The organism is Janthinobacterium sp. NFX145 (genome assembly GCF_049810325.1).
GTDB classification, from domain to species: Bacteria; Pseudomonadota; Gammaproteobacteria; order Burkholderiales; family Burkholderiaceae_D; genus Janthinobacterium; species Janthinobacterium rivuli.
Window position 1 is genome coordinate 2,202,586 of record NZ_CP187360.1, and the last position, 24,079, is coordinate 2,226,664.

24 protein-coding genes are annotated in these 24,079 nt (G+C 61.7%); 15 read left to right on the forward strand and 9 right to left on the reverse strand.

Annotation, left to right across the window (positions count from 1 at the left end):
- Positions 1-11: 11 nt before the first annotated feature.
- Positions 12-515 (reverse strand): MarR family winged helix-turn-helix transcriptional regulator, encoded by a 504-nt coding sequence (locus ACPJXG_RS09850; protein WP_051958782.1) that lies wholly within the window; start codon positions 513-515, stop codon positions 12-14.
- Between the two features lie 355 nt (positions 516-870).
- Positions 871-1,629: a DeoR/GlpR family DNA-binding transcription regulator gene (locus tag ACPJXG_RS09855; RefSeq protein WP_425254104.1), complete on the reverse strand. Its 759-nt coding sequence runs from the start codon at positions 1,627-1,629 to the stop codon at positions 871-873.
- A gap of 191 nt (positions 1,630-1,820) precedes the next feature.
- Between ACPJXG_RS09855 and glpD the strand changes: the two genes are divergently transcribed.
- The 8 genes from glpD to glpK all read left to right on the forward strand — a co-directional run bounded on the left by glpD (position 1,821) and on the right by glpK (position 11,014).
- Positions 1,821-3,389 carry a glycerol-3-phosphate dehydrogenase gene (gene glpD, locus ACPJXG_RS09860; RefSeq protein WP_425254105.1) on the forward strand — a complete coding sequence of 523 codons (1,569 nt, stop codon included), beginning with the start codon at positions 1,821-1,823 and terminating at the stop codon, positions 3,387-3,389.
- Positions 3,390-3,463: 74 nt separating this feature from the next.
- Entirely contained in the window at positions 3,464-4,558 is a 1,095-nt protein-coding gene (locus ACPJXG_RS09865) for an ABC transporter ATP-binding protein (RefSeq protein WP_425254106.1), read from the forward strand.
- Position 4,559: 1 nt separating this feature from the next.
- A complete protein-coding gene (locus tag ACPJXG_RS09870; RefSeq protein ID WP_425254107.1) occupies positions 4,560-5,660 on the forward strand; it encodes an ABC transporter ATP-binding protein in 1,101 nt (366 codons plus the stop codon).
- The gene (locus ACPJXG_RS09875; RefSeq protein ID WP_034754965.1) at positions 5,660-6,544 is read left to right on the forward strand and encodes a carbohydrate ABC transporter permease; all 885 of its coding nucleotides are present in this window, start codon (positions 5,660-5,662) and stop codon (positions 6,542-6,544) included. The genes ACPJXG_RS09870 and ACPJXG_RS09875 overlap by 1 nt, the downstream gene beginning before the upstream one ends.
- Complete coding sequence (locus tag ACPJXG_RS09880; RefSeq protein WP_099400550.1) at positions 6,541-7,347, forward strand: carbohydrate ABC transporter permease; 807 nt, start codon at positions 6,541-6,543, stop codon at positions 7,345-7,347. The genes ACPJXG_RS09875 and ACPJXG_RS09880 overlap by 4 nt, the downstream gene beginning before the upstream one ends.
- Before the next feature lies 1 nt (position 7,348).
- The gene (locus ACPJXG_RS09885; protein WP_402718758.1) at positions 7,349-7,651 is read left to right on the forward strand and encodes a DUF2160 domain-containing protein; all 303 of its coding nucleotides are present in this window, start codon (positions 7,349-7,351) and stop codon (positions 7,649-7,651) included.
- A 63-nt stretch (positions 7,652-7,714) separates the two neighbouring features.
- Positions 7,715-9,442 (forward strand): ABC transporter substrate-binding protein, encoded by a 1,728-nt coding sequence (locus ACPJXG_RS09890; protein ID WP_034779106.1) that lies wholly within the window; start codon positions 7,715-7,717, stop codon positions 9,440-9,442.
- A 78-nt stretch (positions 9,443-9,520) separates the two neighbouring features.
- Positions 9,521-11,014, forward strand: a complete 1,494-nt coding sequence (glpK, locus tag ACPJXG_RS09895) for a glycerol kinase GlpK (protein WP_425254108.1) — start codon at positions 9,521-9,523, stop codon at positions 11,012-11,014.
- Between the two features lie 7 nt (positions 11,015-11,021).
- Here the strand turns inward: glpK and ACPJXG_RS09900 are convergent, their stop codons facing one another.
- The 4 genes from ACPJXG_RS09900 to ACPJXG_RS09915 all read right to left on the reverse strand — a co-directional run bounded on the left by ACPJXG_RS09900 (position 11,022) and on the right by ACPJXG_RS09915 (position 14,311).
- Complete coding sequence (locus ACPJXG_RS09900; RefSeq protein ID WP_425254109.1) at positions 11,022-11,582, reverse strand: YdcF family protein; 561 nt, start codon at positions 11,580-11,582, stop codon at positions 11,022-11,024.
- Between the two features lie 96 nt (positions 11,583-11,678).
- Entirely contained in the window at positions 11,679-13,292 is a 1,614-nt protein-coding gene (locus ACPJXG_RS09905) for a restriction endonuclease (protein WP_425254110.1), read from the reverse strand.
- Positions 13,293-13,413: 121 nt separating this feature from the next.
- Positions 13,414-13,641, reverse strand: coding sequence for a hypothetical protein (locus ACPJXG_RS09910; protein ID WP_425254111.1), 228 nt, complete (start codon positions 13,639-13,641; stop codon positions 13,414-13,416).
- A gap of 31 nt (positions 13,642-13,672) precedes the next feature.
- Complete coding sequence (locus tag ACPJXG_RS09915; protein ID WP_425254112.1) at positions 13,673-14,311, reverse strand: cysteine hydrolase family protein; 639 nt, start codon at positions 14,309-14,311, stop codon at positions 13,673-13,675.
- Between the two features lie 142 nt (positions 14,312-14,453).
- Between ACPJXG_RS09915 and ACPJXG_RS09920 the strand changes: the two genes are divergently transcribed.
- Positions 14,454-15,422, forward strand: a complete 969-nt coding sequence (locus tag ACPJXG_RS09920) for a GlxA family transcriptional regulator (protein ID WP_425254730.1) — start codon at positions 14,454-14,456, stop codon at positions 15,420-15,422.
- Here ACPJXG_RS09920 and ACPJXG_RS09925 read toward each other — a convergent pair.
- Positions 15,399-16,259, reverse strand: coding sequence for a tetratricopeptide repeat protein (locus ACPJXG_RS09925; RefSeq protein ID WP_425254113.1), 861 nt, complete (start codon positions 16,257-16,259; stop codon positions 15,399-15,401). The genes ACPJXG_RS09920 and ACPJXG_RS09925 overlap by 24 nt on opposite strands.
- A gap of 124 nt (positions 16,260-16,383) precedes the next feature.
- On the opposite strand from ACPJXG_RS09925, the gene ACPJXG_RS09930 reads away from it, so the two are divergent.
- Both ACPJXG_RS09930 and ACPJXG_RS09935 read left to right on the forward strand, forming a co-directional pair.
- On the forward strand, positions 16,384-17,157 hold the full coding sequence (locus ACPJXG_RS09930; protein WP_425254114.1) for a helix-turn-helix domain-containing protein: 774 nt from the start codon (positions 16,384-16,386) through the stop codon (positions 17,155-17,157).
- Positions 17,158-17,215: 58 nt separating this feature from the next.
- Positions 17,216-18,160, forward strand: a complete 945-nt coding sequence (locus ACPJXG_RS09935) for a DMT family transporter (RefSeq protein WP_425254115.1) — start codon at positions 17,216-17,218, stop codon at positions 18,158-18,160.
- Here ACPJXG_RS09935 and ACPJXG_RS09940 read toward each other — a convergent pair.
- Both ACPJXG_RS09940 and ACPJXG_RS09945 read right to left on the reverse strand, forming a co-directional pair.
- Entirely contained in the window at positions 18,126-18,473 is a 348-nt protein-coding gene (locus tag ACPJXG_RS09940) for a hypothetical protein (RefSeq protein WP_425254116.1), read from the reverse strand. The two genes, ACPJXG_RS09935 and ACPJXG_RS09940, sit on opposite strands and share 35 nt — an antisense overlap.
- A gap of 148 nt (positions 18,474-18,621) precedes the next feature.
- Entirely contained in the window at positions 18,622-19,122 is a 501-nt protein-coding gene (locus ACPJXG_RS09945; RefSeq protein ID WP_034754979.1) for an Lrp/AsnC ligand binding domain-containing protein, read from the reverse strand.
- A 105-nt stretch (positions 19,123-19,227) separates the two neighbouring features.
- Between ACPJXG_RS09945 and ACPJXG_RS09950 the strand changes: the two genes are divergently transcribed.
- The 4 genes from ACPJXG_RS09950 (at position 19,228) to ACPJXG_RS09965 (ending at position 24,021) form a co-directional block, all read left to right on the forward strand.
- Complete coding sequence (locus tag ACPJXG_RS09950) at positions 19,228-20,517, forward strand: D-amino acid dehydrogenase (protein ID WP_035820079.1); 1,290 nt, start codon at positions 19,228-19,230, stop codon at positions 20,515-20,517.
- 13 nt (positions 20,518-20,530) lie between these two features.
- Positions 20,531-21,649, forward strand: coding sequence for an alanine racemase (gene alr, locus ACPJXG_RS09955; protein WP_425254117.1), 1,119 nt, complete (start codon positions 20,531-20,533; stop codon positions 21,647-21,649).
- Positions 21,650-21,737: 88 nt separating this feature from the next.
- Positions 21,738-22,295: an NADPH-dependent FMN reductase gene (locus ACPJXG_RS09960; RefSeq protein WP_425254118.1), complete on the forward strand. Its 558-nt coding sequence runs from the start codon at positions 21,738-21,740 to the stop codon at positions 22,293-22,295.
- Positions 22,296-22,437: 142 nt separating this feature from the next.
- Entirely contained in the window at positions 22,438-24,021 is a 1,584-nt protein-coding gene (locus ACPJXG_RS09965) for a sensor domain-containing diguanylate cyclase (protein ID WP_402718749.1), read from the forward strand.
- The last annotated feature ends 58 nt before the right edge of the window (positions 24,022-24,079 follow it).

Below are 24,079 nucleotides of genomic sequence, written 5' to 3' on the forward strand. Positions count from 1 at the left end.
CCGGGATTGCCTTAGTTCAGCGGCGCGCTCTTGAGCTGATGCGTGCGCGCCACTTCTTTCATCGCTTCGAGCAGGTCGTCGCGCAGCTGGCGTGGCAGCTTGCCGAAGAATTCCTCGTCGTTCTGGTCGGCCATCCCGGCCAGCACGGGCACCAGCGCCTCGCCTTCCGTGGTCAGCTCGATCGAATGCTGGCGGCGGTCGGCCAGCAGGATCGATTTGCTGACCATGCCCTTGCTTTCCAGACGGTCGATCAGTTTCGAGACGGCGCCCTTGCTCATGCCGGACACTTGCGCCAGTACCGTGGGCGAGGTACAGCCCAGGCGGAACATTTCGCGCAGCACCACCCATTCGGAGACCGTCACGCCATTGGCTTCGGCTTTCTTCTGGAAGCTGTGGGAAACGTGGTTGGAAACGAAACGCAGCCAGTAACCGAGATGGGCTTCCAGCTCGCTGACGGGGACGCTGTTGGGATGGGCGGCTTGCGGCATGGCGGCCGTTTCAAAATTATGGCTCATTTCTTTTCCTTCACTGGGCGGCGTTGCCGGCATGGTTAAGGCCTTCACGCTTGCTGTCGAGTGGTTTGTTTGGGAACTATCATCGTGCTTGAGGTAGTTTTAACACTGTTTTCACAGGAAATCACTTACCGGCAAAGAGTTTTTCCTTTTTTCTTGCTCTGGATAGATAAAAAGCAATAACAAGCCAATAATCGTATTGCCGGAGAGGAAGATTAAAAAAATAACTCTTGTTGCATCAATGGTAACAGCATTTTTGCCGAATTGATAAATATTTCATATCATTGCGTGTGCTTGCCCACACACGGCGTATTGCCCACGCGACAGTGCGAGTTTTTCATGCAGAAACGTGGTCCGCTCAGGCCAGCACCACCTTCACGCCCGCTTCGCGCAATACTTCGGCAAAGCGGGGCGGCGGCGGCGCCTCCGTAAACAAGATGTCGACTTGCGCCAGGTCGGCCAGCCGCACCAGCGCCTTGCGGCCGAATTTGTGCTGGTCGGCCACCAGCCACACTTCGCGCGACTGCTCGATGATGGCTTGCGCCACCTTGACTTCGCGCGCGTCGAAATCGCGCAGGCTGCCGTCTTCGTCGATGCTGGAAATGCCGATGATGCCGATGTCGACCTTGAACTGGCGGATGAAGTCGATCGTCGCTTCGCCGACGATGCCGCGGTCGCGCCCGCGCACCACGCCGCCGGCCACGATGACTTCGCAGGCGGCGTTGTCGGCCAGGATGGCGGCCACGTTCAGGTTGTTCGTCACCACGTGCAAGCCCGTGTGCCGGCCCAGCGCGCGCGCCACTTCCTCGGTCGTCGTGCCGATATTGATCAGCAGCGAACAGCCGTGCGGCACTTGCGCGGCGACGGCGGCGGCAATGCGCCGCTTGGCGTCGCTGTTGAACACTTGGCGCTGGCTGTAATCGATGTTTTCCACGGACGAGGGCAAGCCGACGCCGCCGTGGTAGCGAGCCAGCAGGCGCGCTTCTTCCATCTGCTTGACGTCGCGGCGCACGGTTTGCGGCGTCACGGCCAGCTGCTGGGCCAGCTCTTCGACAGACATGGTGACTTTCTGGCGCACCACTTCGAGCAGGCGGCGCTGGCGGGGATTGAGGATCATGGTGCTCTCTTTAAAAATCAAAACGAACAGAAACGAACAAATAGTACTAAAAATATGTTGCTATGAGTTCGTATTCTGGCGTAACCTTATTCATATTGCATTCGTATTAGCTAAGTATTGATCTTAACGACAGTCGCCGGCGATGCCTAGTCTTTCCTCGCCGGCGTGTCCCCGACAGATACGGAGTCCCGATGGCCGCAGCACAGCAGGGTGTGGAGACAGCGATGGCATGCGACGTGCTGGTGGTGGGCGGCGGCATCAATGGCGCCGGCATCGCGCGCGACGCGGCGGGCCGCGGCCTGTCCGTGCTGCTGTGCGAAAAGGACGACCTGGCCGCGCACACTTCATCGGCATCGACCAAGCTAATACATGGCGGCCTGCGCTATCTCGAATACTATGAATTCGGCCTCGTGCGCAAGGCGCTGATCGAGCGCGAAGTGCTGCTGCGCTCGGCGCCGCACATCATGTGGCCCTTGCGCTTCGTCATGCCGCATGCCAAGGGCCAGCGCCCGGCCTGGCTGATACGCGCCGGCTTGTTCCTCTACGACATGCTGGCGAAGCGGGAAATCCTGCCGGCCTCCAGCGGCATCGACTTGACCCGCCACGCGGCCGGACAACCGTTAAAAACCGAGTTCAAGCGCGGCTTCGTGTATTCCGACGGCTGGGTCGACGATGCGCGCCTGGTGGTCCTGAACGCCATCGACGCGGCGGACAAGGGCGCACACGTGCTGACGCGCACGCGCTGCACGATGCTGGCGCGCGAAGGCGAAGGCGAAGGCGAGGGGGAGGGCGCTTCCTGGCTGGCCACCTTGCAAGATAGCGACGGGAAGCAGACGACCGTGCGGGCGCGCAGCGTCGTCAATGCGGCCGGGCCGTGGACGGCCGAGTTCCTGCAGCAGGCGGCGCCCGGTGGACAGGGACGCCATTTGCGCCTGATTAAGGGTAGCCATATCGTCGTCAAGCGCCTGTTCGCGCATGATCACGCGTATATCTTCCAGCATCCGGACGGGCGCATCGTGTTTGCCATTCCGTATGAGCACGATTTCACCCTGATCGGCACCACCGACCTCGACTACCAAGGCGACCGTGGCAAGGTGGAAATCGATGACGAGGAAATTCGTTACTTGTGCGAGCTTTCCAGTTACTATTTCAGCAAGCCCATCGTGCCGGCCGACGTGGTGTGGACGTATGCGGGCGTGCGTCCGCTGGTGGAAGACGCGGCGGCCGACGCCAAGGCCGTCACGCGCGATTACCGTTTCGAACTGGACCAGGAAGGTGCGCCGCTGCTGAGTATTTTCGGCGGCAAGATCACCACGTTTCGCAAGCTGGCCGAGGAAGCGATGGATATGCTGGCGCCCTTGCTGGGCAATACGCTGCCGGCCTGGACAGCCAGCGCCTGCCTGCCCGGCGGCGACGTGTACGGCAGCACGCCGCAGAATAGGGCCGTGCGCGAGTTCGGCCAGTTCGTGCAAGGCTTGCAGCGCGAGTATGCGTGGCTGCCGGCGGCGCTGGTGGCGCGCTATGCACGCGCCTACGGCACGCGCATCCATGTGCTGCTCGATGGCAGGGCGGACGTGGCGGCCATGGGCGAGGAAATCGCCGCCGGCCTGTACGCGGCGGAAGTTGACTATATGCGGCGCCATGAATGGGCCGTCAGCGCGGCCGACATCCTGTGGCGGCGCTCCAAGCTGGGCCTGCACCTGCCGCGCGAGACGGCGGACAGGCTCGATGCCTGGCTGTTGCAGCATCCGTTGTCATAAGTAGCACACGTTGGCGACCGCGTCCCGCAGAGGGTGCGGCGAAGAATAAGAAACCATCACTGGAGGAGAAGCGCGTGCAACTGGTACTGGACAAGATCAGCAGGAAGCAGGGGGCTGACGACTTTTTATATCCGATGTCGCTGGCCTTGGTGCCGGGCGCCATCAACGTCCTGCTGGGCACCACGCGTGCCGGCAAGACGACCCTGATGCGCGTGATGGCGGGCCTGGATAAGCCCAGCGGGGGCACCGTGACGGCCGATGGCGTTGATGTGACGGGCGTGCCCGTCAGCAAACGCAACCTGGCCATGGTGTACCAGCAATTCATCAACTATCCGGCCTTCACCGTCTACGACAATATCGCTTCGCCCTTGCGCTTGCGCAAGGAACCCGAGGAACAGATACGCACCAAGGTGCTGGCGCTGGCCGAGCGCCTGCACATCACGCCCTACCTGCAGCGCACGCCCGGAGAATTGTCGGGCGGACAGCAGCAGCGCACGGCGCTGGGACGCGCGCTGATCAAGGATGCGTCCCTGCTGCTGCTCGACGAGCCTTTGGTCAATCTCGACTACAAACTGCGCGAGGAATTGCGCCGCGAACTGACGGAACTGTTTTCCAGCGGCAGCACGACGGTCGTGTACGCCACCACGGAACCGCTGGAAGCGCTGCAGCTGGGCGGCCACGTGGCCGTGCTGCACGAGGGACGCTTGCTGCAGCAGGGGCCGACTCTGGACGTCTTCAACGCGCCCAATTCCATCGACGTGGCGCGCACCTTCAGCGACCCGCCCATCAATTTGATCCCCGCCCGCGTCGATGCTGCCGGCGTGGCGCAGGCGGCCGACGGCCTGGCCATCCGCCTGAGCGGTGAGCAGCGCGCCCGCCTGGGCGACAGCACGCAGGTGATCCTCGGCGTGCGCGCACACAGCCTGCATTTGTCGCCGCAGTCCGAGGGCGACGTGGCCATTGCGGCGCAGGTGGACCTGGCCGAAATCAGCGGCTCGGAAACCTATGTGCATGCGCGCCGGGGCGACCTGGCCCTGGTGGCGCAGCTCGGCGGCGTACATAACCTGGAGATCGGCAGCGCCTGCACCGTGTATTGCCAGCCGCATGCCTTGCTGATCTTCGCGCAAGACGGCGGCCTGCTGTTCGCTCCTGCGCAAGGAGGGGCATGACATGGCGCGCATCGAACTGGTCGACCTGGCCCACGCCTACAAACCCAATCCTTCCGCACCCGCCGACTATGCGCTGCGGCCGATGAGCATGGCGTGGCATGACGGCGGCGCCTACGCCTTGCTGGGGCCGTCCGGCTGCGGCAAGACGACCTTGCTCAACATTATCTCCGGCCTGGTAAAGCCGTCGCATGGCAAGGTGCTGTTCGATGGCAAGGACGTGACGCAACTGCCGACGGAAGCACGCAATATCGCGCAAGTGTTCCAGTTTCCCGTCATCTACGACACCATGACCGTGCACGACAACCTGGCGTTTCCGCTGCGCAATCGCGGCTGGAAAGAGACCGAGGTGAAAAAGCGCGTGCAGCAAGTGGCGCAGATGCTGGAATTGACGGGCGACTTGAAATTGCGCGCCAGCGGCCTGTCGGTGGACGCCAAGCAAAAGATTTCGCTGGGACGCGGTCTCGTGCGCCCCGACGTGGCGGCCGTGCTGTTCGACGAACCGCTGACGGTGATCGACCCGCATCTGAAATGGCTGTTGCGCAGAAAGTTGAAGGAAATCCACCACGAACTGAAATTGTCCCTGATCTATGTCACGCACGACCAGGTGGAAGCGCTGACCTTTGCCGACCAGGTGGTCGTCATGACGCAGGGCGAAGTGGTGCAGACAGGCAGTGCGCAAGCGCTGTTCGAGGAACCGGAACACACGTTTGTCGGCTACTTTATCGGTAACCCAGGCATGAACTTGCTCGATTGCATCTTGGACGACGGCGGCGTGCGCGTGGCGGGGCAACTGCTGGCCGTATCCGCTGCCGCGCGCGCGGCGCTGTCTGGCGCGCAAGGGAAAATCACGGTGGGCGTGCGGCCGGAGTTCGTCGAATGCGTGAAAGCGGGCGAGGGTGGCGACCATGGCGACCATTGCCTGGACGCCACGGTCACTGCCGTGCGCAACATGGGCACGCATTACCTGGCGGAATTCCAGCTGGGTAGCGCGACGGTGGCGGCCAAGCTGCGCGCCATCGATGCCGTCGCCGGAGCTGCTGTGCGGCTGCGCTTTCCGCCGCAACGCACCTTATTTTATGTCAACGATAAGCGGGTGGCCTGATGATACATAACGGTAAAACCGATAACAACCGCCGCGCCTGGCTATTGATCCTGCCCGTGCTGCTGTGCGTGGCCTTTTCCGCCATCCTGCCCCTGATGACGGTGGTGAACTATTCCGTGCAGGATATCCTGAGCCCCACGCAAAAGGTCTTCGTGGGCACGGAATGGTTCCGCATGGTCATGCTCGACGGTGACTTGCACAGCGCCTTGCTGCGCCAGCTGCTGTTTTCCGGCTCCGTGCTGGCGATCCAGATTCCGCTGGGTATTTTGATTGCCCTGTGCATGCCGGCCGATGGCTGGAAGGCGTCCCTTGCCTTGGTGCTGATCGCGCTGCCCCTCTTGATTCCCTGGAACGTCGTGGGCACCATCTGGCAAATCTTTGGCCGCGGCGACATCGGCCTGATGGGCTACACCCTGAATCAGCTGGGCTTTGACTACAATTACAACGGCAATTCGCTCGACGCGTGGCTGACGGTGATGGTGATGGATATCTGGCACTGGACGCCTCTCGTCGTGCTGCTGTGCTATGCGGGTTTGCGCGCCATTCCCGACGCGTATTACCAGGCGGCGCGCATCGACGGCGCCTCGCGCCTGGCCGTGTTCCGCTACATCCAGCTGCCGAAACTGCGCAATGTGCTGATGATCGCCGTGTTGCTGCGCTTCATGGACAGTTTCATGATCTACACGGAACCGTTCGTGCTGACGGGCGGCGGACCGGGCAATGCCACCACCTTTTTGTCGCAATACCTGACGCAAAAGGCCGTGGGCCAGTTCGACCTGGGGCCGGCGTCCGCGTTTTCCCTGATCTATTTCCTCATCATCCTGCTGTTCTGCTTTGTGCTGTACACGTGGATGCAGCGAGTCGGCACGGGAGACCAGAAATGATGCACAAGAAAATGAGCAGCGCCATCCTCGTCGTCTTCCTGCTGGCGTCATTGTTGCCCATCTACTGGATGCTCAACATGTCGCTCAAGACCAACGAGGAAATCGTCGGGGTCTTGAGCCTGTGGCCGCAGCAACTGACGTTTGCCAACTACCACACGATTTTTACCGACCGGTCCTGGTACAGCGGCTACATCAATTCCATGATCTACGTGGCCTTGAACATGGTCATGTCGGTCACGGTGGCCTTGCCGGCAGCTTATGCTTTCTCACGCTATAACTTTGTCGGTGACAAGCATTTGTTCTTCTGGCTGCTGACCAACCGCATGACGCCGCCCGCCGTCTTCCTCGTGCCGTTCTTCCAGCTGTATTCCACCGTCGGCCTGATGGATACGCACCTGGCCGTGGCGCTGGCGCACATGGTCTTCAACGTGCCGCTGGCCGTGTGGATACTGGAAGGTTTCATGTCCGGCGTGCCCAAGGAAATCGACGAAACGGCGTATATCGACGGCTACAGTTTCCCCCGCTTTTTCATCCGCATCTTCTTGCCGATGATCAAGTCAGGCGTGGGCGTGACGGCGTTTTTCTGCTTCATGTTCAGCTGGGTGGAACTGTTATTGGCGCGCACCTTGACGTCCGTCAATGCCAAGCCGATTGCCGCCACCATGACGCGCACCGTGTCGGCGGCCGGCATGGACTGGGGCGTGCTGGCGGCGGCCGGGGTGCTGACCATCGTGCCTGGCGCGCTGGTGATCTGGTTCGTGCGGCATTACATTGCCAAAGGTTTTGCGATGGGGAGGGTATGACATGGAAAATACCGATAGCACAGCCAGCCTGTTCGGCTGGATGGCGTGGACGCCGGAAGTGGCCATCTTCTTCATTTGCATCGGCCTGATGCTGGCCGGCATGACGGTGTGGCAAATCCGTTCGCCCAGCATAGCACGCAAGGGCTTTTTGCCCATGCCGACCACGCGCGGCGACCGCCTGTTCATCGGCTTGCTGACGGCCGCGTATGTCAACCTGGCGTGGGCGGGGTTCACGGAAATGCAGCAGGCGATTGGTGCCGGCATCAGTTTTGTAGTGTTGTTGGTGGTAATGCGTTGGGGATAAGTCGTAGATGAGAACACTGGCCCGCTATCGCAGGCCAGATGACAACTAAAAAGGAGATTCACGATGAAATTGAAGTTCACGGTCTTCGCGGCTGCGGCCATGCTCGTGTCGAATGCGGCCCTGGCCGACGCCAAGCAGGCGCAAACCTGGATCGACAAGGAATTCCAGCCGTCCAGCCTGAGCAAGCAGCAACAGCTTGCTGAAATGAAATGGTTCATCGATGCGGCGGCCAAGCTGAAAGCCAAGGGCATCAAGGAAATTTCTGTTGTTTCGGAAACCATCGACACCCACGTCTACGAATCGAAGACGCTGGCCAAGGCCTTCGAGGAAATCACGGGCATCAAGGTGCGCCACGACATCATCCAGGAAGGCGACGTGGTGGAAAAGCTGCAGACCTCGATGCAGTCCGGCAAGAGCATCTATGACGGCTGGATTTCCGATTCCGACCTGATCGGCACCCACTACCGCTACGGCGCCGTCGAGCCGCTGTCCGACTACATGGCGGCCAAGGGCAAGGAATTCACGAATCCCGGCCTGGACCTGAAGGATTTCATCGGCATCAGCTTTACCACGGCGCCGGATGGCAAGGTCTATCAGCTGCCCGACCAGCAGTTCGCCAACCTGTACTGGTTCCGCGCCGACTGGTTCGCGCGCAAGGATTTGCAAGCCAAGTTCAAGGCCAAATATGGCTACGAGCTGGGCGTGCCGCAAAACTGGTCCGCGTATGAAGACATCGCCGACTTTTTTACCAATGACGTGAAGGAACTGGACGGCAAGAAAGTCTATGGCCACATGGATTACGGCAAGAAAGATCCATCGCTGGGCTGGCGCTTCACCGATGCCTGGCTGTCGATGGCTGGCGCGGCCGATAAGGGCATTCCGAACGGCATGCCTGTCGACGAATGGGGCATCAAGGTGGCGGCCGACAAGTGCACGCCAGTGGGCGCCTCGATGTCGCGTGGCGGCGCCACCAATTCGCCGGCGGCCGTCTTTGCGCTGACGAAATATATCGACTGGATGAAGAAATACGCGCCGCCGCAGGCGAACGGCATGAATTTCTCGGAATCGGGCCCCGTGCCGGCGCAGGGCGAAATCGCCCAGCAAATCTTCTGGTACACGGCATTTACGGCCGGCATGACGAAACCAGGCTTGCCAGTGGTGAACAAGGATGGCACGCCAAAATGGCGTATGGCGCCGTCGCCGCACGGTCCGTACTGGAAAGAGGGCATGCAGAACGGCTACCAGGACGTCGGTTCCTGGTTCCTGTTCAAGTCCACGCCGGACGACCGCAAGGCGGCCGCCTGGCTGTACGCGCAATTCGTTACGTCGAAAACCGTGTCGCTGAAGAAATCGATCGTCGGCCTGACCTTCATCCGCGATTCCGACATCCGCCACGATTATTTTACGAAGCACGCGAACGAATACGGCGGCTTGATCGAGTTCTACCGTAGCCCGGCCAGAGTGGCGTGGACGCCGACGGGCAACAACGTGCCCGACTATCCGAAGCTGGCGCAGCTGTGGTGGAAGAACGTGGCCACGGCCATCACGGCGGAAAAAACGCCGCAAGCCGCCATGGATAACCTGGCCGAGGAAATGGACCAGGTCATGGCGCGCCTGCAGCGGGCCGGCATGAAGGCCTGCGCACCCAAGCTCAATCCGAAAGTTGATCCGAACCAGTATCTGTCGGACCAGCACGCTCCATGGAAAAAGCTGGCGAATGAAAAACCGAAGGGTGAAACGATTGCCTACGACAAGCTGCTGCAAGCCTGGAAAGAAGGCAAGGTAAGGTAAACTGCCTGCGCTGTCCTGAGGGCACGGAGTGAATCCGCTCCGTGCCTGTTTTTACCCGCTTTTCCGCACCACCAGACAATGACCAAATACATACTTGCTTTAGATCAGGGCACCACCAGTTCGCGCGCCATCCTGTTCGACCATGCGGGCCGGCCGCACGCCAGCGCGCAGCGCGAGTTCCGCCAGATTTTCCCGCAGCCTGGCTGGGTCGAGCATGACGCGAACGAAATCTGGGCTTCGCAAGAAGGCGTGCTGCAGCAGGTGCTGCGCGACAGCGGCGTGGCGGCTTCCGACGTGGCCGCCATCGGCGTGACCAACCAGCGTGAAACGACGGTGCTGTGGGACCGCGCCACGGGCGAACCCGTCGCCAACGCCATCGTCTGGCAAGACCGCAGAAACGCGGCCTATTGCGAGCAACTGGTCGAGCAGGGCAAGGCGGACATGATCCAGCAAAAGACGGGTCTCGTGCTGGACGCCTATTTTTCCGCCACCAAACTCAAATGGCTGCTCGACAACGTGGCCGGCGCCCGCACGCGCGCCGAGCGGGGCGAGCTGGCCTTCGGCACCGTCGACAGCTGGCTGATCTACAAGATGAGCGGCGCCCACTTGACGGACACGAGCAACGCGGCCCGCACCATGCTGTTCAATATCCACACCCTGCAATGGGACACGGATTTGCTGGCGCTGCTGGGCATTCCCCCCTCCCTGCTGCCCGACGTCGTGCCCTCGAGCGGCGTGGCGGCGCACACGCACGTTGACCTGCTGGGCGTGTCCGTGCCGATTGCCGGCATCGCGGGCGACCAGCAGGCCGCCACGTTCGGCCAGGCGTGCTTAAAACCGGGCATGGCGAAGAATACCTACGGCACGGGCTGCTTCATGCTGATGAACGTGGGCAAGCGCCCCTTGCCATCGAAAAACCGGCTGTTGACGACGGTGGGCTGGAGCCTGGGCGCGGGCAGCGACAAGACCGATTATTTGCTGGAAGGCAGCGCCTTCATCGCCGGTGCGGCCGTGCAATGGATGCGCGACGGCATCGGCATCATCCGCGACTCGTCCGAAGTGGAAGCGCTGGCCACCAGCGTGCCCGATTCGGGCGGCCTCGTCTTCGTGCCCGCGTTCGCGGGCCTCGGTGCGCCGTACTGGGATCCGTACGCGCGCGGCACCCTGATCGGCATCACGCGCGGCACGGGCAAGGCCCACATCGCACGCGCGGCGCTGGAGGGCGTGGCGTACCAGAACGTCGATGTGTTGTCCGCCATGCAGGATGACGCGGGCATTGCGCTTTCCGAATTGCGCGTCGACGGCGGCGCGGCCCGCAACGACATGCTGATGCAGTTCCAGGCCGACATATTAAATGTGCCCGTGGTACGCCCCGTGGTGACGGAAACGACGGCCCTGGGCGCCGCCTACCTGGCGGGCCTGGCCGTGGGTTTCTGGGAATCGCAGGAAGAAATCGCCGCCCAATGGCAGGTGGGACGCCGTTTCGAGCCGGCCATGGCGGCCGATGAACGCTTGAGCCGGCTGCACAAATGGCAGCGGGCCGTGGAGAGGTCGCGCGACTGGAGCGAGTGAACTGGTATCAATGGCGCATGAAATACACGGCATAACCTACCGTTTCGCGCGGTACCGAGTACAGGTCGCGTAGCTCGAAGTAGGGCGCGTGCACCTGGCCGCTGACGGTGATGCCGGCCCGCGCCAAAGCCAGCCGGAAGCGCGGTACATGAAAATATTGCGTGGCGACCATGGCCGTCTTCCAGCCGTGCTGGCGCATGAGAAGCGCGGCGTTGCGGGCCGTGGCGTCCGTGGTCCAGCCTTGATTATCTTCGATGATGGCGCTGGCAGGCACGCCGCGCGACTGCAGATAGCGGGCCATCGAAGCGGCCTCGTCAAAACCTTCCTTGCCCGTCGCCCCGCTGACGAGAATGCGCGGCGCCCTGTTTTCCTGGAACTGCTTGAGCGCCGCGTCGAGCCGCGCCTGCAGGCGGGGGCTGGGCGTGCCGTCAGGCAGGATCGTATTGCCGGGCACGACGATCACGTCGGCGGAGGCCGGCTTGTCGTTGAGTCCATCGAGCACCAGGGCCGCCGTGGCCAGCAGGAAAACAGCAAGACCGCTCAAGCTCAGGAGTATGATTTTTCGCATCGTTGATGATGAAACTTGTAGTGGACGCATCATACGCGTCCACTCCTGCATGTATCAGTTCTGCAGGCGCGGTAAATGGCCAAGTAAAGTTGCAATTTATCTCAGCGGGACAATCCTGGCATTCAAATCGGCGTGCTCACGCAACAGATACAGCAAAGCTGAGCCGTCTATAAGTTCAATCGGCTTATCAGATGAAAAGACATAGGCATCGGGGCCATAACGGCTGGTCGTGACCAATATACCTTTATTCGCGCCTTCATTTAACATGGTTCCGTATAAATCACGAACGGCGCTCACGCCAACCGCATCCTTATATCGCTTGGCTTGAATGACGACTTTGCCACCCAACACGGGACGGATATCAAATGCCACGGCGTCTACACCTCCGTCGCGCGAACTGCGGGTGAGCTTGGTTTCGAGTCCCATTTTGCTGAACAAATTGGCGACCAGGTCTTCAAATTGCGATGGGCTTAATTCGAGCAAGTTGGAGCGGTTTTCCAACTCGTTCAAGGAATTGCCCTGCAAAATGAAGCGCTTGTCGACCATGTTGAATTCGATGATAGGTTTGACCGCGAGCAGTTCCTCGGGACGGGGTGAAACATGGGCGCCCAAGGTGCGCAAGCATGCAACGGGATCCGCCCGCTGCAAATTTATGGCAAGAAACGTGTCACGCGCCGCACGTACCGAAATGACGGGAACGCGGATGTCATGGCCCGTTGCGGGGTCATGGGTATCAATGATTCCCGTAAAGGCGAGTACTTTGATTGCCGATGCCTGATCCGCCTCAAACAGTTCATGCATGGTGCGCAGGGCGATTTCAGCGATCAGTCGCCGGTAAATATCCTGAATTTCCGATGGCTTGCGGATCTTTGATTCGATGCTGTCCTTGCTTTTGACGTAGCGAAATTCGCTTGTCGTGGGCACGATGGAAATCAAGGGCAACTCATATTCGACAGCCAGTGTGCCATTCAAAGCGTCATAGGCGACGCGAAATTCCTGGGGAAAGTCGTTCAGTGGGTATTCTGATCTGGATAGCACCATGTCGCAATAGGTGACCACGGCATCGCAGTCGTGCGAGAAATATTCCGCCTTGAACTGATCAATTGCACTGTTCCTTTCGGCTTGGCCAGCATGGAAGGCCGCTTTTCGCGCATCGTATTCGCGACGTTCTTGATCTTTGAAAAATTGTTTGGCGATTTCCTGGATACTGAAAGCGATTAACTGCCGGTGATAGTTTTCTGTTGAATTTTTTATTTTTAGTTCATGACGTTTCGCTACATGGGGCATGAATGCTGACCATGAAGGAGGCGGGTGGTGCAGAACTTCCTCCGGAGCGGAGGTGCTGAATAAACGGGGGGATATTTCAAACGGGGCGAATTTTTCTGTTGGCCGAAGACTGTCGAAACTGATCGTATCGTCGACATCAAGGGTATGGGCCAGCACGCCGCGCAAACCAGCGAGGCAATCCTCAATCTCTTCATTCTTGTCTGCGACCTCCTGTTGCCTCAAATCCAGATAGTCGATCTTTGCCTGCTTTTCTGCCGCCTTTGTATCGCGCATCGATTGCGCAGCAGCCATGCGTTCGTGGCGTTCATGAACCCGCCGTATCGTGGCTGCGCCTCGTGCTTGTCTTGCTTGCTCTCTCTCGGCAGCTGCGATAGCTCTACTCGTGGCACGGATGAAACCTTCCAATCCAGAGCGTCGGCCCATGTCATATCCCTAGTTCATTGTGGTAATAATAGAATACCGCAAGAAAGTTTTTATCTGGACAATAAATTGATATTCCCAAGTGATCATTGCATTTTTACCATATGCCCAGGAGCCCGCGAGGTTAACTAGGTGTATCTGCATTCAAAATGGATGAAGCGATTGCACCCAAAGACCCTGGCCTGCGATCAGGAATGACCTCCGGATGGATATCCTCATCGGCCGCGATGACATCCGTGGCCCGTTCCAGCTCAATAGCCTGAACCGTCCCGCCGTGGTGATCAACCGCCGCAGCGGCGTGATCACGGTAGATGGCATGTTCAGCGGGTGCAGCGACGCCGATGGCTGGCACCGGCGCTTTTTACTTCCGCACGCCTCCGTGCTTATGCACCGGCCGCCTTGCGCGCGCGCTGGTTCGACAGATAAATATTATCTATTTCCAGCGGCTTGCCCTCGCGCACGGCATTGAGCCAGTCCTGCGTGCTGGCGACGGCGGCGAAGTTTGAATGGAAGACGGCGCTGAAGACGCGGTGGATTTCCTCGGCGCTGGCCGTGCCGCCTGCGTTGGCGTAGGGCAGGGTGCCGGTGGCGTCCTGCAGGAATTCCACTTGCAAGCCATCGTGCGCGGCGTGGTAGATGGTGGCGGCGTCGCAGTTGTGCGTCATGTAGCCGATCACGCTCAAGGTGTCGATGTTGTGGCTATCGAGCCAGGCGCGCAGATCCGTGCCCGCAAAGGCGCTGCCCATGCTCTTGTTGATGCGGTGGTCGGCGGCAAAGGAGGCCACTTGCGGATGCAGCTGCCAGCCGTCGCTGCCCTTGGCGAAGATGGGGGACGCTTCCGGCGCATCGTGCTGGACGACGATCACGGGCACGCCGGCGGCGCGGGCGGCGGCCATGGCCTGGACGATGTTGGGCAGGGAAATGTCGACGGACGGGTATTCGATGGGCATGTCGCCCGTAAAATATTCATTTTGCACATCGATGACGAGCAGGGCGCGACGTGGGGCGGTAGTGTTGGACATGCGTGACTCCTGAATGGTTGAAAGGGGAAGGGCTTCCCCGATACCGTCATTGTCTGCCCGCATGCTGTCAATAAAAAGTGGCCCGAAGGCCTATATGCGATAAAATCGGGCCATGACGACTATTCCTGTTGCTTCCTCCCCCTTGAGCGTGGCCGTGATCGCCTTCGACGGCATGACGCCGTTTCATCTCTCCGTGCCTTGCCTCGTGTTTGGCGCCCAGACGGACGAGGCTGATCTACCGCCTTTTCACGTGCGCGTGTGCGCCGCCGACCCGCTACCCTTGCGCACGGCGGCCGGCTTCGGCATCACGCCCGAATTCGGCCTGGAAGGACTGGAGGATGCCGATATCGTTATCATGCCGGCCTGGCACGACGATTGCCGTGATGCGGCGGCGCCGCTGGTCGCGGCGTTGCAGGCGGCCAGCCGGCGCGGCGCGCGCATGGTGGGGCTATGTTTGGGCGCGTTTCCCCTGGCACAGGCGGGCTTGTTGGATGGCAAGAGCGCGGCCACGCACTGGGGCATGGCGGACCGGCTGGCGGCCCGCTATCCCAAGGTCAGGGTGGACCGGGAAGTGTTGTACGTGGACGATGGCGACGTGCTGACGTCGGCCGGCGTGGCGGCCGGCCTCGATTGCTGCCTGTATCTGCTGCGCCAGCTGGCGGGCGCCGAAGTGGCGAACCGGGTGGCGCGCCGGTTGCTGGTGGCGCCGCACCGCCAGGGCGGGCAGGCGCAATTCATCGCGCGTCCCTTGCCCGTGTCCGGCAGCGAAGGGCGTTTTGCCGAGGTGCTGGCCAGCGTGACGGCCAGCCTGGGCCAGGCGCACAGCATCGACGCGCTGGCCGAACGGGCCGCCATGAGCCGGCGCAATTTCACGCGCCATTTCCGCCAGGCTATGGGCACCTCGTTCAAGCAGTGGCTGCTGAACCAGCGCCTGGCGCATGCACAAGGCATGCTGGAAAAGAGCGCGGCCTCGATCGATATCGTGGCGCAAGAGGCCGGCTTCGGCACGGCATTGTCGCTGCGCCAGCATTTCCGTACCAGCCTGCAGACGTCGCCATCGGCATATCGCAAGCTGTTTCGGCAGCAATCAAGCCAGGTCGCCTGGCCATAGCGTGGCAGGGTCGCGGCTGCCCTGGGGCAGCATCGCGCTGACGGCGATTTGCCGCCCGATGAAAGCGCTGGCATCGAAGCCGTAGCGTTCCTGGAAGGACACGGTTTCCGCGCTCATCAATTCGGCATACGTTTGCATCAGGGTCGAGGCGCCAACATGGTTGTCTTGCGCCAGGTAGCTGGCGATGGCGGTCATTAGCACGGGGTAATCTGCATTCTCCTTGCTGCCGCCAAAGTTGAACGATAACTGCCCGCAGGCGCGCCAGATGGGGTCAATTTCCCCGTTCGGCATCGGCTGCGCGCGCAGCCATTGCAAGGCTTTCAGGGGCGGGCCGCCAAAGGACGGTGGCGAAATGATCGCCTGGATGGCCACCTTGATGGCATCATCGGTTCTTCCCGCGCGCACATACTGGCCATGCAGCAGCACCAGCGCGTCCGTATATTCGGGCACGATGGCCAGCGCCGCTTCCAGCAGGGCGATGGCCGCCTCCGGCTTGCGCTGCGCGATCTGTTCCTTGGCTTCCAGGAAGGCGGCGCGCGGCGAGGCGGGGTCGTCGGCCAGTGTTGGCGTGCCGACATACTCGTCTTCCGCTGCCGCGTGGGCTTGCAGGAAGGCCGCCAGGCTGGAAAAGTGCGGCTGGATGCGCCACTCGTCGTGCCACGTTTCGACGACGATCGGTTCGGACGCTTCGCGGCCGATGGGCCAGTACAGGCCGAAGGTGTCGCCATTGCCCAGCGCGCCTTCGGCAAACGGGATAAATCCGAGCGGTGGATATGGTGTTGTGTGTTGCCAGTCTGGCTGCACCGAGATGGAAGTGACGTTCGATGGTAGTTGCATGGATGCACCGCATGATAAAACGCCAGTGTAGGGCAAGTGGGCGGCGCCAGGCGCGCGCATCGGCGCATCGGCAATGGATCACTGAACTGATAAAATGGACGCTTCTTCGCCCGGGCGGCTCGCCATGTCCAGCACACCACATCCCGCAATCGACCTCAGCTTTCGCAGCTATGCGCACATCGGCGCGCCGGACCGCCACGATTTCGTGCAGCTGGTGCTGCCCATCAGCGGACAGCTGTTGCTGGAAATCGACGGCAGGCAGGGGAAAGTCGATACGCAGCTGGGCGTGGTGATCCCGGCGCACGCCTGGCATGCCCAGCATAGCCAGGTGGCCAATCACTCCATCATCGTCGACGTGGATGCGGCCGCCGTGGCGCGCAGCGGCTGGCAGCGCCTGCTGGACGGATCCTACACGGCGATCGGGCCGGGCGCCCGCAAGCTGATGGATTACCTTGGCGTCATGGCGGGGCAGCGGGCGCTGACGCCGGCCATCGTCACGGGCTGGACGCCGCTATTGCTCGATACCTTGTTGCTGGGGACGCCGCAGCCCCGTTCGCGCCTGGGCGCGCTGCTTGCTCGTGTGCAAGCCGAGCCGGGCTTGCCGTGGTCAACGGCGTCGATGGCGCACTTTGCCAATCTCAGCGTCAGCCGCCTGCACGCGCTGTTCCGCGAGGAAGTGGATGCCAGCCCGCATGCCTGGCTATTGCAGCAGCGCATAGGACGCGCCTGCGACTTGCTTGCCGCCAGCGATGCCAGCCTTGCCGAGATCGCATTGGCGGCCGGCTTTTCCGAACAGAGCGCATTGACGCGCGCCATGCGCGACGGCATGGATGTCACGCCTGCCGCCTACCGGCGCGCATCTCGCGATAAATGGGAGAAATGGTCAACAAGGCAGTAGCTGGCGCCAAGAAAGGACGCGGCAGACTTGCCACAATCTCCTTTTCAGGAGATTGACCATGCATCAAGAAAACAAGAGCCGGCTGGGCATGCTAGCCGGCATCGCCGCGGGCGCGCTGTGGGGGCTGGTATTCCTGGCGCCGGCGCTGACCCCCGCCTTCCAGCCGCTGGAACTGTCCGTGGGGCGCTACCTGGCGTACGGCCTGATCGCGGCCGTGCTGGTCGCGCCATCGTGGCGGCGCCTGCTGCGCACCTTGACCTGGCGCGAATGGCGCGGACTGATCTGGCTCAGCCTGACAGGCAATATCATCTATTACGTGCTCCTGGCCAGCGCCGTGCAGACGGGCGGCGTGGCCATGACGTCGATGGTGATCGGCTTGCTGCCGCTGGTCGTCACTCTGGTGGGCAGCCGCGACCGGCATGCCGTGCCTTTGCGCAAACTGATCCCTTCACTGCTGCTGAGCGCGGGCGGGCTGGCCTGCATCAGCTGGCAGTCGCTGGCCAGCCCGCGCCATGCATCCCTGCTGGGGCTGTTGTGTGCGCTGGCGGCGCTGCTGTCGTGGACGGTGTATGCGGTTGGCAACAGCCGCTGGCTGGGGCGGTTGCGCTCGGTCTCGGCGCAGGAGTGGAATTTGCTCACGGGCGTGGTCACGGGCGCTGCCGCGCTGCTGCTGGCCATTCCCGTCGCGCTTGTCACACCTGGTACGCATGGCGGCACGGCCTGGCTGCAGTTTACAGGCGTCGTCACGGGTGTCGCGCTGCTGTGTTCCGTCGTCGGCAATGGTCTGTGGAACCATGCCAGCCGCGTGTTGCCGCTGACCCTGATGGGGCAGATGATCGTGTTTGAATTCCTGTTTGCCTTGCTGTACGGTTACTTATGGGAGCAGCGCTGGCCCACGCTGGCCGAGGCGGCGGCCACCATGTTGTTGCTGGCGGGCGTGGCGGCATGCGCCGCGGCGCACCGGCCGCCTAGTTGCGCGGCTCGTGGATGCGGAATTTCTTGACGATACCGGCCTGGTCGAACATGACGGCCACTTCGCGCGTGCCTTTTTCGCCCAGCAGGGGAATCAGGCGCGTCACCTTGGGCGCTTGCAGTTGGTTCTTGTAGACCCAGACTTCATAGCCGGGATCGAAGCTGACGACGGTGGCGTTGCCCAGGGCCGCGTCGAGGTCGAGGCGGGTGGTCTTGCCGACCTTGATGTTCTGATAGATGGCGCCATTGTCCGGCGCGCGGTTGACTTTGTATTCACTGGCGGTGCACATGGCCACGGCCAGTCCCGCGAGGCAGGAAGCTGCCAGTTTTATCAATGTGTTCATACGGACTCCCAATGTGCATCACTGCTTCCAATCTCAGAGGGGACGGGCGTGATGTCAGGAGGGCAGTGTGCTTGCGTGGCCCCGAATGTGCTACCAGATTATACAAAGGCGCAAGAAACGATGCCTTTGGTGCCGGCTGGCGGTACTTTTACCGGCTCTGCAATACGTCGGTCGACAGCGCCAGGGTTTCCTTGATTTCTTCCATCACCACATAGCTTTTCGATTGCGCGGCGCCCGGCAGCTGCAACAGCATGTCGCCCAGCAATTTGCGGTACTCGGCCATTTCATGGATGCGCGCCTTGATCAGGTAATCGAAGTCGCCCGACACCAGGTGGCATTCCTGCACTTCGGGAATTTGCAGCACTTCGCGGCGGAATTGTTCGAAGGCGGACGCGGATTTTTGATTGAGCGTAATCTCCACAAAGACCAGCAGCTTGGCGCCCAGCGCGGCCGGGTTCACCTTGGCGTGGTAGCCCGTGATGACGCCGTCGCGCTCCATGCGCTTGACCCGCTCGATGCAGGGCGTGATGGACAGTCCCACCTGTTCACCGAGGTCTTTCATCGAGATGCGGCCATCCTGTTGCAGGATGCGCAGGATGTGGCGATCCAGCTTGTCGAGGCCACGTGCCGATTCTTTAAGGATTCTCATGATTTATTGCTGAATATCTCGATTTATACGTGAACAAATACTGGCTCTTTCCCAATATGATAGCGGTTAATCTGGCGTCAGCCTAAAAAATATAATGAGGAAACTATGCGTATCGTGATTCTGGGTAGCGGCGTCATCGGCGTCACCAGTGCTTACTATCTGGCCAAGGCAGGACATGAGGTGACCGTCATCGACCGCCAGCCGGGCCCGGCACTGGAAACCAGCTTCGCGAATGCGGGGCAAATCTCGCCCGGCTACGCTTCGCCATGGGCTGCGCCCGGCATTCCCCTGAAAGCCGTGAAGTGGATGATGCAGCGCCACGCGCCGCTGGCCATCTCGCTCGACGGCAGCGCCGCCCAGCTCAAATGGATGTGGCAGATGTTGCGTAATTGCACACCGGAAGCGTATGCCGTGAACAAGGAACGCATGGTGCGCCTGGCCGAATACAGCCGCGACTGCTTCAAGGTGCTGCGCGCCGAGGCGGGCATCACCTATGAAGGCCGCCAGCAAGGCACGATGCAATTGTTCCGCACTGAAAAACAATACAACGATGCCGCCAAGGATATCGAAGTATTGAAAGACGCTGGTGTGCCGTATGAAGTGCTGCAGCGTAACGAGCTGTCGCGCGCCGAGCCGGCCTTGGAAGCGGTCAAGGATAAACTGTTCGGCGGCCTGCGCCTGCCCAACGATGAAACGGGCGACTGCCAGCTGTTTACCACGCGCCTGTCCGAGATGGCCGAGGCGCTGGGCGTGAAGTTCCGCTATGGCGTGTCCATCGATGCCTTGCTGACGCAGGGCGACGAAATCGCTGGCGTGCAATGTGGCGCGGAAATCGTCAAGGCCGATTCCTATGTCGTGGCGCTTGGTTCCTATTCGACGGGCTTCATGAAGCCGCTGCTCGATATTCCCGTGTATCCATTGAAGGGCTATTCGATCACCGTGCCTATCGTCAACGCGGCCAAAGCGCCCGTATCGACCATCCTCGATGAAACTTACAAAATTGCCGTGACGCGTTTCGACGACCGCATCCGCGTGGGCGGCATGGCGGAAATCGCCGGCTACAACCTGAACCTGAACCCGCGCCGCCGCGAAACCCTGGAAATGGTCGTCAACGACCTGTTCCCCGGCGGCGGCAACACGGCGGAAGCGACTTTCTGGACGGGCTTGCGCCCGATGACGCCGGACGGCACGCCGATCGTCGGCCGCACGCCGCTGCGCAACCTGTTCCTCAACACGGGTCACGGCACCCTGGGCTGGACCATGTCCTGCGGCTCGGCGCAATTGCTGGCCGACCTGATGTCGTCGAAAAAGCCGGCCATCCTGGCCGACGACCTGTCCGTCAGCCGCTACAGCGGCGCGCAGGGCCAGGGCAAACTGCAGCACGCGGCGGCCTGAGATGGCGGCCAGCATGCCTCCCAAGGAACGTAGCGGCGCCATCCTGACGGTGGACCTGGATGCCGTGCGCGCCAACTACCGCTTGCTGCGCGACAAGGCGCACCCGGCCGCCTGCTCGGCCGTCGTGAAGTCCGACGCGTATGGCCTGGGCGCCGCGCAAGTGGGTGCGGCCCTGTATGAAGAAGGTTGCCGGCACTTTTTTGTGGCGCACCTGGAAGAGGGCATCAGCCTGCGCCCGCACGTGGCGCCGGACGCGGCCATCTTCGTGCTGCACGGTCCGCCCGTCGGCACGGAAGGCGAATTCACGGCCCATGGCCTGATTCCCGTGCTCAACAGCGAGCCGCAGGTGGCCGGCTGGCGCGCGCATGCGAAGGCGCTGGGCAAAACCTTGGAAGCGAATGTGCAAGTCGATACGGGCATGTCGCGCATGGGCCTGTCGCCGCGGGAAGTCGACGCCTGGCTGCTGGACCCGCACTTTCTCGACGGCATCCAGGTGCGCTACATCATGAGCCACCTGGCGTGCGCCGACGAGCGCGGCAACCCCATGAATGGCGAGCAGTTGGCCCGTTTCATCGCCATCCGCGCCCGTTTGCCGCAATACCGCGCCAGCCTGGCCAATTCCTCGGGCATCTTCTTGTCGCCCGATTATCACTTTGACCTGGTGCGCCCCGGCGCGGCCCTGTACGGCATCGGTCCGCAGGGTGGCGAACCGAATCCCCTGCGCTCCGTGGTGCGCCTGCAAGGCAAGGTGCTGCAGACGCGCACGATTGCCGCCGGCGACCACGTGGGCTACAGCCGCCGCTATACGGCCAGCGAGCCGCGCCAGGTGGCGACTGTTTCCGTCGGTTATGCCGACGGCTGGCTGCGCAGCATGAGCAACCAGGGCCTGGCCATCGTCGACGGCGTGAAAGTGCCGCAGATCGGCGCCATCTCGATGGATTCCATCACGCTCGACGTGAGCGCCATCGCCGAAGAGCGCGTCGCGCCGGGCAGCCTGGTCGACCTGATCTGCGCCGAACACCCGGTCGATGCCGTGGCGGCCATGGCCAATACCATCGGCTACGAGGTACTGACCAATCTGGGCGGACGTTACTACCGCGAGTACCAGGGTCTTGCCCAAGCCGCACGCTAAACAGCGCAAATCCGATGATTGTGTGGCAAGATAGCCCTGGCGTGAGCTTCACTCCAGGGCTTTCTATTAACCAAGATCGGGGATTTATATGAGTCAATATAACGTTGCTATCATCGTCGGCAGCCTGCGCAAGGATTCCTTCAACCGCAAGCTGGCCGATGCGCTCGTCAAGCTGGCGCCGCCCGAGTTTTCCTTCAAGCACATCGACATCGGCGACTTGCCGCTGTATAACCAGGATGACGATGGCGCGCAGTCCGAGCAGGTGCTGCGCCTCAAATCTGACATTTCCGCTTCGCAAGCCTTGCTCTTCCTCACCCCCGAATACAACCGCTCGATTCCCGGCGTGCTGAAAAACGCCCTCGACCACGGTTCGCGTCCGTATGGCCAGAGCGTGTGGGGCGGCAAGCCGGGCGCCGTGCTGGGCGTTTCCGTCGGCGCCACGGGCACGGCCCTGGCGCAGCAGCATTTACGCAATGTGCTGTCCTACCTGGACGTGCCGCTGCTGAGCCAGCCTGAAATGTTTATCCAGGCCAAGGACGGCCTGTTCGACGAACATGGCGGCATCGGACCGGCCAGCCTGGGCTTTTTCCAGGGCTGGATGCAGCGCTACGTGGACTGGGTTCGCAAGCACGCCATCCACGCTTGATGTAAGTCAAAGCGGCAGCGCTCTGCGTTGCCGCTTGTACACTTTCTTTGACCATGGATGCCAAGATTTCAATATTGGCACGGGCCTCTCGGTATAATGCGCTCTTTCTTTAGCGCAATACTTTCCAAATCTTGCCAACCCCATGTGGACTAAACCTGTTCTGCGCATGAATTTGCGCCGTTTGATCGTGCTCGTGGCCTTTGCCAGCGCCCTGGTGTCCCTGGCCAATACCTTCTATGCCAGCTACAGCGTGCAGCGCCAGCTGCTGATCGATACCACCCTGGAAGCGAACCACGCGTACGCGAGCAAATTGGCGAGCACGGCCGAGGATTTCCTGCAGTCGGCGCGCCAGCAGCTGGCCTACAGCGCCGGCAGCCTGCCATCGCGCCTGGGCGACGAGCAATGGCTGACGGACGAGGCACAGCGCCTGCGCCTGCAAACGAACAGTTTCAATTCCGTGCTCATCGTCGATGCCCAGGGCAAGGTGCTGGGCGTGTCGCCCGAAACCCTGGCCCTGAAAAACCGCACGCTCGATTCGGCCGGCGCCATCCAGGCGCTGCGCGAACGGCGTCCGCTGGTGACGCAGCCCTACGTTTCCTCGGCCGGCAACCTGGTGGTCTTCATTTCGCATCCCATCGTTGGCAAGGATGGCCGCTACCTCGGCTATGTGGGCGGCAGCATTTACCTGAAACAGAAAAACATTCTTTACACCATGCTGGGCCAGCATTACTACCGCGACGGCTCCTACCTGTACGTGGTCGACCAGAACCGGCGCCTGCTGTACCACCCGGACCCCGGGCGCCTGGGCGACGTGGCCGGCAAGAATGACGTCATCGACACCATCATCGCGCAGCAGGGCGGCGGCAACCGGCGCATGCACAACAGCCTGGGCGTGGACATGCTGGCCGGCTACGCCATCATGCCGTCGACGGGCTGGGGCATCGTGGCGCAGCGCCCGACTGCCATGACCCTGGCCCCGCTGAACCAACTGATGGCCAACACGGTATGGCATTCGCTGCCGATCGCCTTGCTGAGCCTGCCATTCATCTGGTGGCTGGCCAGCCTGATTTCGCGGCCGCTGGTGCAACTGGCCGAGGGCGCGCGGCGCATGGATGCGCCCGGCACGGCCGAGCATATCGGCGCCATCCGCGCCTGGTATGTGGAGGCGGCGCAGATCAAGAGGGCCTTGCTCAAGGGTTTGGCGTTGTTGCAGAACAAGATCGGCAAGCTGAAGACCGACGTGGAGACGGATCCGCTGACGGGCCTGTCGAACCGGCGCGGCATGGCGGCGGCGCTCGATGCGTGGCAGGCGCAGGCGCGGCCGTTCTCCGTCGTCGCCATCGACATCGACCATTTCAAGCAAGTCAACGACCGCTGGGGCCATGCCGTGGGCGACGAAGTCATCCTGCGACTGGCGCAGCTGATGCGCTCCTGTTCGCGCGATGCCGACGTGCTGTGCCGTACTGGCGGCGATGAATTCATCATGCTGCTGCCCGACGCCGACCTGGACGTGGCCATGCAGGTGGCCGAACGTTTGCGCGCCAAGGTGGCCGCCGCCGTGATTCCCGGCGCGGGCTTTGTCACGGTATCGCTGGGCGTCGTGTCGTCGGAACAGGAAGCGGGCAAGGTGGGCGGTGCGGACGCCGTGCTGCTGGCAGCCGATGCGGCCCTGTACGTGGCCAAGGAAAACGGGCGCAATTGCGTGGGCATCACGGAGCCTGCCTGATACACTGATCCGCTGTTTTCTGTCGCATCTGAGCCTGTCCGGGTTGCCCGCCAGCGCT

Coding starts and splice junctions, on each gene's coding strand:
- ACPJXG_RS09875 (WP_034754965.1), top strand. CDS start 5,660: ATGATACATAACGGTAAAACCGATAACAACCGCCGCGCCTGGCTATTG.
- ACPJXG_RS09945 (WP_034754979.1), bottom strand. CDS start 19,122: ATGAGAATCCTTAAAGAATCGGCACGTGGCCTCGACAAGCTGGATCGC.
- ACPJXG_RS09950 (WP_035820079.1), top strand. CDS start 19,228: ATGCGTATCGTGATTCTGGGTAGCGGCGTCATCGGCGTCACCAGTGCT.
- ACPJXG_RS09935 (WP_425254115.1), top strand. CDS start 17,216: ATGCATCAAGAAAACAAGAGCCGGCTGGGCATGCTAGCCGGCATCGCC.
- ACPJXG_RS09960 (WP_425254118.1), top strand. CDS start 21,738: ATGAGTCAATATAACGTTGCTATCATCGTCGGCAGCCTGCGCAAGGAT.
- alr (WP_425254117.1), top strand. CDS start 20,531: ATGCCTCCCAAGGAACGTAGCGGCGCCATCCTGACGGTGGACCTGGAT.
- ACPJXG_RS09850 (WP_051958782.1), bottom strand. CDS start 515: ATGAGCCATAATTTTGAAACGGCCGCCATGCCGCAAGCCGCCCATCCC.
- glpK (WP_425254108.1), top strand. CDS start 9,521: ATGACCAAATACATACTTGCTTTAGATCAGGGCACCACCAGTTCGCGC.
- ACPJXG_RS09900 (WP_425254109.1), bottom strand. CDS start 11,582: ATGCGAAAAATCATACTCCTGAGCTTGAGCGGTCTTGCTGTTTTCCTG.
- ACPJXG_RS09885 (WP_402718758.1), top strand. CDS start 7,349: ATGGAAAATACCGATAGCACAGCCAGCCTGTTCGGCTGGATGGCGTGG.
- ACPJXG_RS09940 (WP_425254116.1), bottom strand. CDS start 18,473: ATGAACACATTGATAAAACTGGCAGCTTCCTGCCTCGCGGGACTGGCC.
- ACPJXG_RS09890 (WP_034779106.1), top strand. CDS start 7,715: ATGAAATTGAAGTTCACGGTCTTCGCGGCTGCGGCCATGCTCGTGTCG.
- glpD (WP_425254105.1), top strand. CDS start 1,821: ATGGCCGCAGCACAGCAGGGTGTGGAGACAGCGATGGCATGCGACGTG.
- ACPJXG_RS09870 (WP_425254107.1), top strand. CDS start 4,560: ATGGCGCGCATCGAACTGGTCGACCTGGCCCACGCCTACAAACCCAAT.
- ACPJXG_RS09905 (WP_425254110.1), bottom strand. CDS start 13,292: ATGGGCCGACGCTCTGGATTGGAAGGTTTCATCCGTGCCACGAGTAGA.
- ACPJXG_RS09915 (WP_425254112.1), bottom strand. CDS start 14,311: ATGTCCAACACTACCGCCCCACGTCGCGCCCTGCTCGTCATCGATGTG.
- ACPJXG_RS09965 (WP_402718749.1), top strand. CDS start 22,438: ATGTGGACTAAACCTGTTCTGCGCATGAATTTGCGCCGTTTGATCGTG.
- ACPJXG_RS09880 (WP_099400550.1), top strand. CDS start 6,541: ATGATGCACAAGAAAATGAGCAGCGCCATCCTCGTCGTCTTCCTGCTG.
- ACPJXG_RS09855 (WP_425254104.1), bottom strand. CDS start 1,629: ATGATCCTCAATCCCCGCCAGCGCCGCCTGCTCGAAGTGGTGCGCCAG.
- ACPJXG_RS09930 (WP_425254114.1), top strand. CDS start 16,384: ATGTCCAGCACACCACATCCCGCAATCGACCTCAGCTTTCGCAGCTAT.
- ACPJXG_RS09925 (WP_425254113.1), bottom strand. CDS start 16,259: ATGCAACTACCATCGAACGTCACTTCCATCTCGGTGCAGCCAGACTGG.